At 48.9% G+C, this 15172-nt stretch carries 14 protein-coding genes and 1 pseudogene; 13 read left to right on the forward strand and 2 right to left on the reverse strand.

The features are described from left to right. Positions 1-59 precede the first annotated feature (59 nt). The 12 genes and pseudogenes from gluQRS to panC all read left to right on the forward strand — a co-directional run bounded on the left by gluQRS (position 60) and on the right by panC (position 12100). Positions 60-956, forward strand: a complete 897-nt coding sequence (gluQRS, locus tag AABJ99_RS19150) for a tRNA glutamyl-Q(34) synthetase GluQRS (RefSeq protein ID WP_032302439.1) — start codon at positions 60-62, stop codon at positions 954-956. Positions 957-1015: 59 nt separating this feature from the next. Further along, positions 1016-2413 (forward strand): polynucleotide adenylyltransferase PcnB, encoded by a 1398-nt coding sequence (pcnB, locus tag AABJ99_RS19155; protein ID WP_203369798.1) that lies wholly within the window; start codon positions 1016-1018, stop codon positions 2411-2413. Then, the gene (gene folK / locus AABJ99_RS19160; RefSeq protein WP_039021858.1) at positions 2410-2889 is read left to right on the forward strand and encodes a 2-amino-4-hydroxy-6-hydroxymethyldihydropteridine diphosphokinase; all 480 of its coding nucleotides are present in this window, start codon (positions 2410-2412) and stop codon (positions 2887-2889) included. The genes pcnB and folK overlap by 4 nt, the downstream gene beginning before the upstream one ends. A 343-nt stretch (positions 2890-3232) precedes the next feature. After that, on the forward strand, positions 3233-3829 hold the full coding sequence (locus AABJ99_RS19165; RefSeq protein WP_338387404.1) for a fimbrial protein: 597 nt from the start codon (positions 3233-3235) through the stop codon (positions 3827-3829). An 82-nt stretch (positions 3830-3911) separates the two neighbouring features. Then, positions 3912-4650, forward strand: a pseudogene (locus AABJ99_RS19170) (fimbrial chaperone). 34 nt (positions 4651-4684) lie between these two features. Then, complete coding sequence (locus AABJ99_RS19175) at positions 4685-7276, forward strand: outer membrane usher protein (RefSeq protein WP_052247494.1); 2592 nt, start codon at positions 4685-4687, stop codon at positions 7274-7276. A 12-nt stretch (positions 7277-7288) separates the two neighbouring features. Then, positions 7289-7843 (forward strand): fimbrial protein, encoded by a 555-nt coding sequence (locus tag AABJ99_RS19180; protein ID WP_039021861.1) that lies wholly within the window; start codon positions 7289-7291, stop codon positions 7841-7843. A 14-nt stretch (positions 7844-7857) separates the two neighbouring features. Then, positions 7858-8463: a fimbrial protein gene (locus tag AABJ99_RS19185; RefSeq protein ID WP_039021862.1), complete on the forward strand. Its 606-nt coding sequence runs from the start codon at positions 7858-7860 to the stop codon at positions 8461-8463. An 18-nt stretch (positions 8464-8481) separates the two neighbouring features. Next, complete coding sequence (locus tag AABJ99_RS19190) at positions 8482-9078, forward strand: fimbrial-like protein (protein WP_039021863.1); 597 nt, start codon at positions 8482-8484, stop codon at positions 9076-9078. 20 nt (positions 9079-9098) lie between these two features. After that, the gene (locus AABJ99_RS19195) at positions 9099-10322 is read left to right on the forward strand and encodes a fimbrial protein (RefSeq protein ID WP_039021864.1); all 1224 of its coding nucleotides are present in this window, start codon (positions 9099-9101) and stop codon (positions 10320-10322) included. A gap of 120 nt (positions 10323-10442) precedes the next feature. Next, a complete protein-coding gene (panB, locus tag AABJ99_RS19200) occupies positions 10443-11237 on the forward strand; it encodes a 3-methyl-2-oxobutanoate hydroxymethyltransferase (RefSeq protein WP_311022346.1) in 795 nt (264 codons plus the stop codon). 11 nt (positions 11238-11248) lie between these two features. Further along, entirely contained in the window at positions 11249-12100 is an 852-nt protein-coding gene (gene panC / locus AABJ99_RS19205) for a pantoate--beta-alanine ligase (RefSeq protein ID WP_000905376.1), read from the forward strand. 220 nt (positions 12101-12320) lie between these two features. Here panC and rpnC read toward each other — a convergent pair whose 3' ends face one another. After that, positions 12321-13241 (reverse strand): recombination-promoting nuclease RpnC, encoded by a 921-nt coding sequence (rpnC, locus tag AABJ99_RS19210; protein WP_338387405.1) that lies wholly within the window; start codon positions 13239-13241, stop codon positions 12321-12323. 273 nt (positions 13242-13514) lie between these two features. Between rpnC and panD the strand changes: the two genes are divergently transcribed. Continuing rightward, positions 13515-13895: an aspartate 1-decarboxylase gene (panD, locus tag AABJ99_RS19215; protein ID WP_000621515.1), complete on the forward strand. Its 381-nt coding sequence runs from the start codon at positions 13515-13517 to the stop codon at positions 13893-13895. 3 nt (positions 13896-13898) lie between these two features. On the opposite strand, the gene yadE is transcribed toward panD, so the two are convergent. Beyond that, positions 13899-15128 (reverse strand): polysaccharide deacetylase family protein, encoded by a 1230-nt coding sequence (yadE, locus tag AABJ99_RS19220; protein WP_039021867.1) that lies wholly within the window; start codon positions 15126-15128, stop codon positions 13899-13901. Positions 15129-15172: the final 44 nt, after the last annotated feature.

The raw sequence follows: 15172 nt of genomic DNA on the forward strand, positions 1-15172 counted from the left end.
CGTTCCATCACGTTTACCACAGGCGGGAAATGCTCCCGCCTTATTTTTTGTTCAACGAGATGACAGACACACACTATATTGGTCGCTTCGCCCCCTCTCCTTCTGGCGAGCTTCATTTTGGCTCTCTGATTGCCGCGCTTGGAAGCTTTCTACAGGCTCGCGCCCGGCAAGGTCGCTGGCTTGTTCGCATTGAAGATATCGATCCGCCTCGTGAAGTTCCCGGTGCCGCAGAGACCATCCTGCGCCAGCTGGAACATTACGGTCTACACTGGGACGGCGATGTTCTCTGGCAATCGCAACGTCACGACGCCTATCGTGAAGCACTCGCATGGTTACATGAGCAAGGGTTAAGTTATTACTGCACCTGCACGCGCGCACGTATTCAAAGCATTGGCGGTATTTACGACGGTCATTGCCGGGAGTTGCATCATGGGCCAGAAAACGCTGCTGTACGTATTCGCCAGCAGCATCCGGTCACCCAGTTTACTGACCAGCTGCGCGGCATTATTCATGCCGACCAAAAACTGGCGCGGGAAGATTTTATTATTCATCGTCGTGATGGTTTATTTGCCTATAACCTGGCGGTGGTGGTGGATGATCACTTCCAGGGCGTGAGCGAAATTGTCCGCGGGGCAGATTTGATCGAACCCACGGTGCGCCAAATCTCGCTGTACCAGCTTTTTGGCTGGCAGGTGCCAGATTACATTCATTTGCCACTGGCACTTAATCCACAAGGCGCTAAACTTTCTAAGCAGAATCATGCGCCTGCGTTGCCGAAAGGCGATCCTCGGCCGGTGTTAATCGCGGCACTTCAATTTCTGGGCCAGCAGGCAGAAACACACTGGCAGGATTTCAGCGTTGAGCAAATTCTCCAGTCAGCCGTCACAAACTGGACGCTGACTACCATTCCTGAGTCGGCAATTGTAAATTCAACATTCTCAAATGCGTCATGCTGAGCTATGATTAGCCGCTATTTTTTTGTCCTGAATGATGTTTGACACTACCGAGGTGTATTATTTTTACCCGAGTCGCTAATTTTTGCCGCAAGGTGCTAAGCCGCGAGGAAAGCGAGGCTGAACAGGCAGTCGCCCGTCCACAGGTGACGGTGATCCCGCGTGAGCAGCATGCTATTTCCCGCAAAGATATCAGTGAAAATGCCCTGAAGGTAATGTACAGGCTCAATAAAGCGGGATACGAAGCCTGGTTGGTTGGCGGCGGCGTGCGCGACCTGTTACTTGGCAAAAAGCCGAAAGATTTTGACGTAACCACTAACGCCACGCCTGAGCAGGTGCGCAAACTGTTCCGTAACTGCCGCCTGGTGGGTCGCCGTTTCCGTCTGGCTCATGTGATGTTTGGCCCGGAGATTATCGAAGTTGCGACCTTCCGGGGACATCACGAAGGTAACGTCAGCGACCGCACGACCTCCCAACGCGGGCAAAACGGCATGTTGCTGCGCGACAACATTTTCGGCTCCATCGAAGAAGACGCCCAGCGCCGCGATTTCACTATCAACAGCCTGTATTACAGCGTGGCAGATTTTACCGTCCGTGATTACGTTGGCGGCATGAAGGATCTGAAGGACGGCGTTATCCGTCTGATTGGTAACCCGGAAACGCGCTACCGTGAAGATCCGGTACGGATGCTGCGCGCGGTACGTTTTGCCGCCAAATTGGGCATGCGCATCAGCCCGGAAACCGCAGAACCGATCCCACGCCTGGCAACCTTGCTAAACGATATTCCTCCGGCGCGTTTGTTTGAAGAATCTCTGAAACTGTTGCAAGCGGGTTACGGTTACGAAACCTATAAACTGCTGTGTGAATACCATCTGTTCCAGCCGCTGTTCCCGACCATTACCCGCTACTTTACGGAAAATGGTGACAGTCCAATGGAGCGGATCATTGAGCAGGTGCTGAAGAATACTGACACGCGTATTCATAACGATATGCGCGTCAACCCGGCGTTCCTGTTTGCCGCCATGTTCTGGTATCCCCTGCTGGAAACAGCACAGAAGATCGCCCAGGAAAGTGGCCTGACCTATCACGACGCTTTCGCGCTGGCGATGAACGACGTGCTGGACGAAGCCTGCCGTTCACTGGCAATCCCGAAACGGCTAACCACTTTAACCCGTGATATCTGGCAGTTACAGTTGCGCATGTCCCGCCGTCAGGGTAAACGCGCATGGAAATTACTCGAACATCCGAAGTTCCGTGCCGCTTATGACCTGCTGGCACTGCGTGCTGAAGTAGAACGCAACGCCGAGCTACAACGTCTGGCGAAATGGTGGGGTGAGTTCCAGGTTTCCGCGCCGCCAGACCAAAAAGGGATGCTTAACGAACTGGATGAAGAACCGTCACCGCGTCGTCGTACTCGTCGCCCGCGCAGACGTGCGCCGCGCCGTGAGGGCACCGCATGACAGTGGCGTATATTGCCATCGGCAGCAATCTGGCCTCTCCGCTGGAGCAGGTCAATGCTGCCCTGAAGGCAATAGATGACATTCCTGAAAGCCGCATTCTTGCCGTTTCTTCGTTTTACCGCACCCCACCGCTGGGGCCGCAAGATCAACCCGATTACTTAAACGCAGCCGTGGCGCTGGAAACCTCTCTTACAGCTGAAGAACTCCTCAACCACACACAGCGTATTGAGTTGCAGCAAGGTCGCGTCCGCAAAGCTGAACGCTGGGGACCGCGCACACTCGATCTTGATATCATGTTGTTTGGTAATGAAACCATTAATACCGAACGACTCACCGTCCCGCATTACGATATGAAGAATCGCGGCTTTATGCTGTGGCCGCTGTTTGAAATCGCGCCGAAGCTGGTCTTTCCTGATGGGGAGACACTACAAGTTATACTTACAAAATTGAATACAATCCAACCTGAAATCTGGTAATTAACCTTGTAATGCATTTCTTATTGAAGATAAACGCAAGGTATGCTAGATAGCATAATTACAGTAATAATAGATTATATACATCTTACACATCCTCTCTCTCCTTCAAACATTATTTATTCTTAATTTACAAATTAGAAATAATTAATTGATATCTTTTTATATATTATTTCTTAGCACATACCACGCAACTTCCCTTTATTCAGAACATAAAAACAGCAAAATAATACATATAGCAAATATATTCAACGCAGTGATAATTCCACACTATTACATTTTTCCATTTCGTTCATTACTATGCCTTCCCCGTAATATTTTTAATATCTTTGTAAGGACACATGTAATGAAAAAAACTCTTCTCGCGGCCGCTATGATTTTTGCTTCTGGCTCAGTAATGGCAGCTGATGGTGGCCAAATCGACTTTAACGGTCTTGTACAATCTGGCACGTGTAAAATAGGTGTTGCTGATGGCGGTAAACAGAGCATCACTAGTGATGGCGTAGTATCACTGACTACCTCGCAGGTTACTGATACATTTCCTGCAGTTAGCGAGACTTCTGTTGGTCTCCTGCCAAAAGAATTTAAGATTTCTGTGGACTGTGCTCCCGCCAGTAACAGCGAAGCTTCTTTAACCATGAGTTCCATTAGCTTTGCAAATACCAGCGGTACTCTGAACAACAATATGAACGTCACTGTTAACGGTCTTGCACCGGCAGAAAACGTGAATATTGCTGTCCATAATATGACAAACAAGGATGGTGCTCCTGAGATTAAACAGGTCCATATGAATGACGCCTCTAACGTACAGTTATTGAAATTAGATGCAGACGGTGATGGTCAATACCTGTTTAACGCGTCTTACGTAAAAGCACCTAACAGCTCTGCTGTAACTGCTGGTCACGTTACGACTAACGCAATGTACACCATTATTTATAACTAATTGTGTAATAGGCATAAGGTTTGCCAGCAGGCAAACCTTATTTTTCTGTTTCCCTATAATTACGCTATAGCAAGGAGTGCTTATGTTTCCCTTTGTTAAAAAAACAGTTAGCGCATTATTTATCAGTGCACTTTTAACCAGCGCTCCGGTGTTCGCTGATATTGTCATTTCCGGTACACGTATCATTTATGATGCCAATAAAAAAGATGTCAGCATACGGCTGGAAAATAAAGGCAATCGCCCGCTATTAGTACAGAACTGGCTTGATACCGGTAACGATAATGCCGATCCCAGTCAGATAAAAGTACCTTTTGCTTCTACCCCCCCCCGTTTCGCGTATAGAGCCAAAACGCGGGCAAACGATAAAAATTGCTTATACCAGCGCAACGCCATTGCCTGGCGATCGCGAAAGTGTGTTCTGGTTTAACGTGCTGGAAGTTCCGCCCAAAATCAGCAATAACACCACTGACAACAACATGCTGCAACTGGCATTCCGCACACGCATCAAACTTTTTTATCGCCCGGGCGGCTTGCAAGGTGAATCCTTTGAAGCACCAGCAAAAATCAAATGGCAGGTGACCTCGCAACAAGGAAAAGCCTTTGTCCAGGCAAATAACCCAACGCCTTATTACGTCTCATTTAATCAGATTTCGCTGGATGCCAACGGTAAAAAATACAGCGTCGAGGCATCCATGGTCGCACCATTTGCCCATGCAGAATTTGCGGTTAAAGGTCTGAGCAACAATGTCAGTACCGGAAAAATAACTTATCAGGCGATCAGCGACTTCGGCGGCATGATCGACGGCTCCGCATCCTTGTAACTTTCATGACCTAAGCGGGAATAAGGCCTTGATTATGGCGAACAGTGTCACCAACATCCCTAAAAAAACGCTACTTACGGTCTGCTGTGCGCTTATATATAGCAACTATGTGCTGGCAGAAGAAGCAGTAGAGTATGACAGCTCTTTTCTGATGGGAAGCGGCGCGGCAACCATTGATGTCTCCCGCTATACTGAAGGCAACCCGACACTACCGGGAATTTATAACGTCAGCGTTTTTGTTAACGACAAGGCGGTCAGCAATCTCACCCTCCCATTTATTGATGTCGGCACCCAAAGCGCCGCGGCCTGTTTAACTGCGAAAAACCTGGCGCAACTACATATCCTTCAGCCGGATAACAGTGTAGTGCTAATCAAGCGCGATAGCGAAGATGGCGACTGCCTGGATATGGCCAAATCATACGATCAGGCTCAGGTCAGGTTCGATGTCGGCGAACAGCGGCTGGATGTCACTGTACCCCAGGCTTTTGTGTTAAAGGGCTACCAGGGTTATGTCGATCCCTCGCTGTGGGAATCCGGAATTAACGCCGCAATGCTCTCTTACTCGATCAACGCCTATCACAATGCATATTCAGGCGACAGTAATGACAGCGTCTACGCTTCGTTTAATTCTGGTATTAACCTCGGGGCATGGCATTTACGCGCTCGTGGCAACTATTCGTGGGATAATAACGGCGTAAACAATTTTGATTTTCAGAATCGCTATCTGCAGCGCGATCTTCCCTCGCTACGTTCCCAGTTAATTGTCGGTGAAGCATATACTACTGGCGAAACATTCGACTCGGTTAACGTTCGTGGCGCGCGCCTCTATAGCGACAGTCGTATGCTGCCCTCTTCGTTGTCCAGCTACGCCCCTATTATCCGTGGCGTTGCCAATACTAACGCCAAAGTCACCATTACCCAGGGCGGCTATAAGATTTACGAAGCGACGGTACCACCAGGCGCATTCACGATTGATGACATCACTCCATCCGGCTTCGGTTCTGAACTGTTAGTGACTATTGAGGAAGCTGATGGTAGCAAACGCACCTTTACTCAGCCCTTCTCCTCTGTCGTGCAGATGCAACGTCCAGGTGTTGGCCGTTGGGATATTTCGGCCGGCCAGGTAATTGACGATGACCTGCATCATGAGCCTAACCTCGCCCAGTTTTCGTACTACTACGGCTTCAACAACTTTTTTACCGGGTATACCGGTATTCAGGTAACCGATAACAATTATGCCGCCGGATTATTAGGGGTTGGTATCAACACGTCGGTCGGCGCGTTCGCCGTTGATGTGACTCACTCCCGTACGGAAATTCCGTCTGATAAGACATATCAGGGGCAGAGCTATCGGGTGACCTGGAACAAACTCATCGAATCGACAGATACATCAATCAACCTGGCCGCCTATCGCTATTCAACTCAGGATTATCTCGGACTGCATGATGCACTGACACTGATCGACGACGCAAACCACGCCCGCGATGGTGAAAAGTACAATACGATGAGCAGCTACGAGCGCATGAAGAATCAATTTACTATCAGCCTGAACCAGCCGCTCAAAATGGCCGATTCCGACTGGGGCTCGCTGTATATGTCTACCACCTGGACCGATTATTGGGCTGGAAGCGATAGCCGTACTGATTATAACCTCGGTTACAGTAAGGGCGTATCGTGGGGCAGCTTCAGTATGAACTTCCAGAGAACCTGGAATGAAGACGGTAAAAAAGATGACTCCGTTTACTTTAGCGTCAGTGTTCCCCTGGAAAACCTGCTCGGTGGATATCGACCTAAATCAGGGTTCCGCTCCCTAACCTCTCAGGTTAATAGTGACCTGAACGGCAACCATCAGTTCAACACGAACCTCTCCGGAGGCAATGAAGATAACGCTCTCTCCTATAGTGTAAACACTGCCTACTCAGTGGCGAAGGATTCAAAAGATATCACCTCGCTCGGCGGGTACATGAGCTATGACTCCCAGTATGGCGGCTTCTCCGCTTCTGCCTCAGCAGACACCGATAACAGCCGACAATATTCACTCAGCGCTGAAGGCGGTTTTGTATTACACAGCGGTGGCCTGACATTCACGAATGACAGCTTCAGTGACGCCGACACGATGGTACTGGTAAATGCACCAGGCGCGAAAGGCGCTCGCCTGAATAATAGCACTAGCACTATTGACCGTTGGGGTTATGGCATAGCCAGTTCGTTAAGCCCTTACCGCGAGAACCGGGTAGATCTTGATATCGACTCGATGGAAGACAACGTTGAGTTAAAAAGTACCAGTGCTATGACCGTACCGCGCAGTGGTTCGATTGTGATAGCGAAATTTGAAACCGATCAGGGACGTGCCGCAGTTCTCGAGATTGCCAGTGACGCGGGCAAACCAATACCTTTTGCCGCCGAAGTTTTTGAAAACGATAAGATGATCGGCAACATGGGCCAGGGTGGGCAGGCTTACGTGCGCGGTATTCAGGAGCAAGGCGTGCTCAGCATTCGTTGGTTTGAAAATAACCAACCCGTGGAGTGTCTTGCCCGTTACGCATTCCCGGATACGCCTGAAACATCCTCGCCAGGATCAACGCTGTTTTTAAATAATCTTACCTGCCACATGGCAAAACACTAAAACGGAGCATCCATGAAACGGATACTTATAGCAATCCCTTTGCTTAGTCTCAGCCTGCCCCAGGCCGTGCAAGCGGAAAATATTGATGTTGATTTTGTTGCGACGGTAACAGAAACCACCTGCACAATGAAAATTGCGAAAGATTCTGTCGATATTACGACAATCGGTAGCGATCAATACAGCCTGATCATTCCTGACGTTGGGTTGGATAAACTGGTTAATTTTGACAGCGCCGCAGAAACCACTTTTAAACTCGTCGCATCAGGATGCAGTGCGGGCATAGGGACAATCAAGACGCGAATTAGCGGAACATCTATTTCCGGTAAGTTGATTAAAAACGAAGCTACAGGCTCGCAAGTAGCCAATAACATCGGTATGGGAATTAAGCGCAAAAGCACTACTGGTGAAAACTATCTGGCAGTCGATGGCTCAACCAGCTTTAACTGGACTACGGATGAAATAACCAATGGTTTACCGATGACCGTTGCCCTGCGTGAAACAACCGCGGGCGCGGGACAGATTGGTGATTTTAAAGCCAAAGCTACGTTTAGTTTCACCTACGAATAAGAAGGATGGCTACCATGAAAATGAATGTGATTACAAAAATGGTTTTAGCCGCAGCGTCGATTGCGGCATGCGGCGCGCCCTCTGCAATGGCAGGTACACCTTCTGTCGGATTGACCGTGAATAGTCTGATTACAACAGGGACTTGTACCATGACAATGGACACTGGCAGTAGCAGTGGCACCAAAACGGTTGATTTCGGCAGTGTTTCAATCTCTGAAGTATTCACGAAAACCAAAATAAAAACATTTGATCTGCAGTTTAGCGGTTGTGCGGGCATACCCGGTAAAAAAGCATACTTAACGCTGGCACCAAGAATGATAGGTTGTTCGGGCCCCAATGCGAATCTGGCAGCATTTGCTAATGCCTCACCACAAACGCCGAAAGCCGCGAAAACGGCAGTTGAGGTATGGACGACTGCCACACCAAATGGCAATGGAAGTACTCAGTTTCATTGTAAAAACCTTAATACGATCGAGGTTGATCTCTCTTCTGTTACCACCCAGAACCCACTGACCTATCCGCTCAGCACGCGAATGGTCCCGGTGGACGGGGCAGCAAGAACCGAACTTACTGCCGGTGATTTTTACTCACCGACCACCCTGACCATTTCGTATCAATAAATTAAAAAGGCGGTTATTGTGCTCTTTCCATATCGCAATTTCTCACTGACTGCAGGGCTCGTAGCAACCCTGTCGTTAAACCAGTGTTATGCCGGTCAGGACCTGGATCTTATCGCGTCGGTGACTAACACAACCTGCCAGACACAGGTCAGCGATGGTGGGACAGTCAATCTTGGTACCGTGGATTTGAATTATTTCCCTGCCAACGTTACCGCTGAAACGGAGTATGGTGGCGGAAAGACATTTACGATTGAGGTTACTGGCTGCAGTAGTGATGCAGTAAGCACAACGCCTACACAGTTAAAAATGAACTTTATTCCCCAAAGCGGTCATCTCGCCAATGGGAATTTACAGGTTTTTGCGAATGACGAAGAACAACTATCAACCGGTGCAAAAAATGTCGGCATCGTCATTTTTTCGACCGAGCCAGGCGTTCAATCTTATAACATTCTGGCTCAGGATGGCACGTCACGGGCGATTTTTTCCGTCACCTCGGACGATCTTATCTCTTCGACCTGGACGTTCTATTCCAGAATGCAACGCGTGGTTAATTCGCTTGCCCCTCAACCGGGTGTAGTCAGAAGTCGTGTCCTGGTCGATGTTTATTACGAATAAATTCAAGGACGAAATACATAATGAATAAAATAATACAGTGGTTACCCCGTTTATTGGCATTCTTGCTGGCAGGCTGTATATTTTCAGCATCAGCCTATACACTGGTAGTCGGCAATACTGTTGAAGGGCCGAAAAATAATAAGTACAAGACCAACGGACCGACCGCAGATTTTAATGTCTCTCATCCAAACAGCTTTGGTAAAACAGTAGCTGTACACAAAGAATCTGGTCTCAGAGAAATCGCCGTCTACGATTGGTCTGGGGTCAATAGTTATGGTTCGGTCTATTGTTATAAAAATGATACCGGCCAACATCCTATTAAGATATTTCATAACTATATATCATCTGGCTTATCTGCTGATGGCCATACGTTGTGGAAAACTAATATCAATGGACTCTATTTTGTTATTGAGATCACAGCACTGTATAGCGCGGGCGTGACAACAAATAACATTCCAATATGGATTGATAACGCCTCGAATTCCGGGATTGACACTGGATTAAAATATACTGGAGAGAGTAATGGGTGTAGTTATGATTCCACCTATTATCTATTGGGCGGGGTGAATACAGGCTTCAAAATTCACTTATATGCTGATCAAAATTTTGCCCCTACCGCCCAGCAAGCAAGTAATTTTCAGCTCAGTAAAAACGGTGGACATGGTGCGGTGGACTTCTATTTTCATAATGACACCATTCCCGATCAAAGCCACTCGAAAAAAGTAAACATAACAATTCCGGCGACAGGAATGATCCTTGCCTGGCCAACGTGTTCTGCCTCAACGATTTCTGGCGTCAGCGGCACATCGGTGACGAATGGTAATGATGTACAGTTAGGAAATAAGCTACCTAAAGATATTAAGGCTGGACTTTCGCCAGCGAAATTCAATATTAATCTGACTGGTTGTACATATATCCATAATATTGAAGTAAAACTCACTTCGGCAAAAGTAGGCGTTAATAATAAACAACTTCTGGGCAATCTGGAAAGTTCCGGGGCGGCATCTGGGGTAGGCGTATTAATTGAAGGGCTGCAATCAAGTGTCAGCACGCAGATGATAATTGTCCCTAATAGCGGGAATTCTGTGTATAAAGATATTATGAACGATCCTTATGTAGAGAGTGACAAGGGAACAGACAAAAAAAACCTCTCATTTCAGGCGACCCTCAAGCAAGATGGTTCTGCGGATATCAAACCTGGGAAATTCCGCGGGACAGGAACATTCCAGATTACCTACCCATGACCACACATTACCGGCAGGAATACCTGCCGGTTTTGACCACAAAGGGCTAACACTCATCACTGACATCCCCTACAATGCGCCATTATTATTGATTAAAACTATGGCTAACAGGGGGGTATGATGAAACCGTGTACCATCACCTTACTGCAGAAATGCAAACAGGACAAAAAACGCTTCGCGACAATAACCGCTTACGACTACAGCTTCGCTAAATTGTTTGCCGAAGAAGGACTTAACGTGATGTTGGTTGGCGATTCGCTGGGCATGACTGTTCAGGGGCACGACTCCACACTCCCGGTAACCGTTCAAGATATCGCCTACCACACTGCTGCCGTACGTCGTGGCGCACCAAATTGCCTGCTGCTGGCCGACCTGCCGTTTATGGCGTACTCCACCCCGGAACAGGCCTTTGAAAATGCCGCCACAGTAATGCGTGCCGGAGCCAATATGGTCAAAATTGAAGGCGGCGCATGGTTGGTTGAGACGGTACGAATGCTGACTGAACGCGCAGTTCCGGTTTGTGGTCATTTAGGTTTAACCCCACAGTCAGTGAATATATTTGGCGGCTACAAAGTACAAGGGCGTGGCGATGAAGCGGGCGATCAACTGCTCAGCGATGCGTTAGCCTTAGAAGCCGCTGGTGCACAGTTGCTGGTGCTGGAATGCGTGCCGGTTGAACTGGCGAAACGCATTACCGAAGCGCTGGCGATTCCGGTAATCGGTATTGGCGCGGGCAACGTCACCGACGGGCAAATCCTCGTGATGCACGACGCGTTCGGTATTACCGGCGGCCATATCCCTAAATTTGCAAAAAATTTCCTTGCTGAAACGGGCGACATCCGCGCAGCAGTGCGTCAGTATATAGCTGAAGTGGAGTCCGGTGTTTATCCGGGCGAAGAACACAGTTTCCATTGAGGAGTCACGTTGTGTTAATTATCGAAACCCTGCCGTTGCTGCGTCAGCAAATTCGCCGCCTGCGAATGGAAGGCAAACGCGTGGCGCTGGTGCCTACTATGGGTAACCTGCACGATGGTCATATGAAGCTGGTCGACGAAGCCAAAGCCCGCGCCGATGTGGTCGTCGTCAGTATTTTCGTTAACCCGATGCAGTTTGACCGCCCGGAAGATCTGGCTCGCTACCCACGCACCTTGCAGGAAGACTGCGAGAAGCTAAACAAACGTAAAGTGGATCTGGTTTTCGCTCCCTCGGTAAAAGAGATCTATCCGAACGGTACAGAAACCCACACCTATGTCGATGTTCCAGGCCTTTCCACCATGCTGGAAGGTGCCAGCCGCCCAGGACATTTTCGCGGCGTATCGACCATCGTCAGCAAACTGTTCAACCTGGTCCAGCCGGACATCGCCTGCTTCGGTGAAAAGGATTTTCAGCAACTGGCGCTGATCCGCAAAATGGTTGCCGATATGGGCTTCGATATTGAGATTGTCGGAGTGCCGATTATGCGCGCGAAAGACGGTCTGGCACTCAGTTCCCGTAACGGCTATCTGACGGCGGAACAACGTAAAATTGCGCCGGGTCTGTACAAGGTCTTAAGTTCAATTGCCGACAAATTGCAGGCTGGCGAACGGGATCTCGATGAAATTATTGCTATTGCCGGGCAAGAACTGAATGAAAAAGGTTTCCGTTCCGATGATATTCAGATTCGCGATGCCGACACCTTGCTGGAAATCGCTGAAAACAGCAAACGAGCTGTGATTCTGGTAGCCGCCTGGCTTGGCGATGCTCGCCTGATCGACAACAAAATCGTCGAACTGGCGTAATACTTATACTCTAAATAATTCAAGTTGCAGGAAGGCGGCAAGCGAGTGAATCCCCAGGAGCTTACATAAGTAAGTGACTGGGGTGAGCGAACGCAGACGCAGCACATGCAACTTGAAGTATGACGAGTATAACTGGCGCTACGGCTGATGGCGCCAATTATTAATTTGCCCCACGTCATGACGATGACGTCTGTAAGCGGTTATTCATATCGCAGGCAATTTAGTTAATCAGCTTATCAAGCTCAGCAAGAGGTAAATTTGCCATCTCTGCAACGTCTTCCCGAGACATTCCTTTACTCAGAAGACGCAGGGCGAATTCTTGCCTTTCCTCCTGTCTTCCCAGCTGAATCCCCTTCTCAATCCCCTTCTCAATCCCCTTCTCAATTCCCTTCTCTTCAAACCACTGCGCCAACGTCATCATAGACTCCCCTCCCGTTTCCCTGTCTCTCAGCACACCATAAAACAAATCCGCTTGTTCAGTATGACCGCGTTGCAGCATATAGTTTTGCATGGCAACTAACTGACTTCCGCTAGTGTACCCTTCGTCAATCAGCGTGACCAGTTGCTCCAGCAATAACATTAAGTCGCGCTGGCGAATATGTTTTTGCAGCAGTTCGAGAATCGCAATCCGCCGATGTTGCATGATTTCGTCATCCGGTGTGATAGTGATATCCACCAGCGGGAAAGGACTGTTATAGACGCGTCGCGCCAGCTCCGGCGAGTAAAACATATCAAACCAGCACATTGAGAGCGGATAAGGTGTGGCCTCGCCCTGATAAAACAGAATCGGCACCACCAGCGGCAGCTTATCGTGATCTGCCTCCAGATGCCGGTGCATGGCAGCAATAGAATAACGCATCATGCGAAACGCCATTTTTTTATCCGGCTTGCTTTGGTGTTCAATCACAACATGTAGATAGCCCGTATTACCCTGCATTTGCACGGAATAGAGCACGTCAGTGCTGTGCCCTTTCAGGCTTTCTTCAATAAAACTCCCCGACTCAAGATGCAGCGTGTCGAGGTCACACAGTTCGCGTAGCTCCGCTGGCAAATGGATATCCAGAAAGTCGCGAGCCGTTTCCGCGTGCATTAAAAATTGTTTAAACACCGCATCATGCGGTGTGGTACTCGGTGCATCCATCTTCCCTGCCTTCCGTGTTGTCTTGCGTGAAGGCAGTATCCAGTCAAGGCGCGCCGTCGTCAGCCGCCTCTTTAGTGTTTACCGAGCAGCGTTCAGAGAAATTTCAATTTGTTACAGGTGTTACATGGCTCGCTTCGGCACGGTACGCAAACTGCTGATGCAAATGCCGTCAGATGAGTAGACACTAAACAAAAATCGGGCAATACTGCGTGAGAATTTCCTCAAAGCAGGCACCGCCTGCTTCGTTAACGACAGGGTAGAAAGGTAGAAGTTATGATTCGCACGATGCTGCAGGGCAAACTCCACCGCGTGAAAGTGACTCATGCGGACCTGCACTATGAAGGTTCTTGCGCCATTGACCAGGATTTTCTTGACGCAGCCGGTATTCTCGAAAACGAAGCCATTGATATCTGGAATGTCACCAACGGCAAGCGTTTCTCCACCTATGCCATCGCGGCAGAGCGCGGTTCGAGAATTATTTCTGTTAACGGTGCGGCGGCCCACTGCGCCAGCGTCGGCGATATTGTCATCATCGCCAGCTTCGTCACTATGCCGGATGAAGAAGCCCGTACATGGCGACCCAACGTTGCTTATTTTGAAGGCGACAATGAAATGAAACGTACCGCGAAAGCGATTCCAGTTCAGGTGGCCTGATAATCACCCCTGCGGCTGGTTACTCACCAGCCGCGACATCGTCTCCAGCGAATCCGTTCTTAAGATATAAAGCCGTTTTAGTAACAACGGATTATCCCCCGGTTTTACTTTGCCTTTCATGGTGGTCACTGCCAGATGAAATCCGGCTTCACGTGCCGCCTTCACCGCTTTGTCATTAAAACCGCCAAACGGATAAGAAAGATACAAGACATGTGGATTAAACTGCGCCAGCGCCCGACGCGATCGCGCAAAATCAAACAGAATATTGTGCTCACTACGGCTCAGTAATATGGGGCGGCGATAGCCATCTATCCGATGCAAAAAATGAGTATGTGACTGGAAATCAAATACATCACGAATTTCGTTAAGCTCAGAAATGCTCATAAATTGCAGCGATTTTGGATCCCATTTCTGCGGGTGACGTTTGATGCGCGAGGTAACAATAAATGCCGTCGCCTTCATACCATAGTGTTTCAACACAGGATACGCATAGCGGCTAACCGACTTGAGACCATCATCAAAGGTAATCACCACGGCACGTGCCGGGAGATTAATGTTATTCTGCACGTAACCTTCCAGCTGCGTCATGCTCAGTGTCGCGTACCCCCTGTCGCGCAGCCAGGCCATCTGGTTATTGAAGGCGCGTACCGAGGTGGTCGTCGAAGTATGGCGAAAACGGGTGTTTTCTTCGTCGCGCAGAATATGATGATAGGTTAGCACCGGCAGGCCATTGTCGGGTTGGGCATCCAGCGCGCTGATATAGGCCAGTCGATCGCCAATACGGATCTGATACCAGGTTTGGTTTAACCTATCTTTCAGTTTATGCAAAATCGGATAACGCAAATTGTCCGCCAGTACCCCAAATGGCGCACTGCCCACACTCGGCGCGTTATAAACCGGCGTATCTTTCCAGGTTATTAAGTTCTGATTACTCAGCGGCTTGTTGAGGTCACCCAAACCGTCTTCAACTTTTTGTCGCCCCTGAACCGGCTCGAGATGACCTTTATCGATAAACCCTTTGCCAAAGCCAAAATTAAATGCGTAATAACTTGCGGCAGTGGGCTCCACGGCAATGATTTGTCCGGCCCGAATATTCCCTACTGTCACCATTTTGTCGCCAATTTGCGCCCAGACCGCGGCATTTTCGATGGTTTGCATATAACGGGCAGGTAATGCGGCACTGACGCTTGTGGTAAACAGCATCAGCAGGAGAATAACAGCTTGTTTATACATGAAAAAATAACCAGGGATGAAACAACGCTTTTATTGTAGCAAAA

The organism is Escherichia coli, assembly GCF_036503815.1.
Lineage (GTDB): Bacteria > Pseudomonadota > Gammaproteobacteria > Enterobacterales > Enterobacteriaceae > Escherichia > Escherichia coli_F.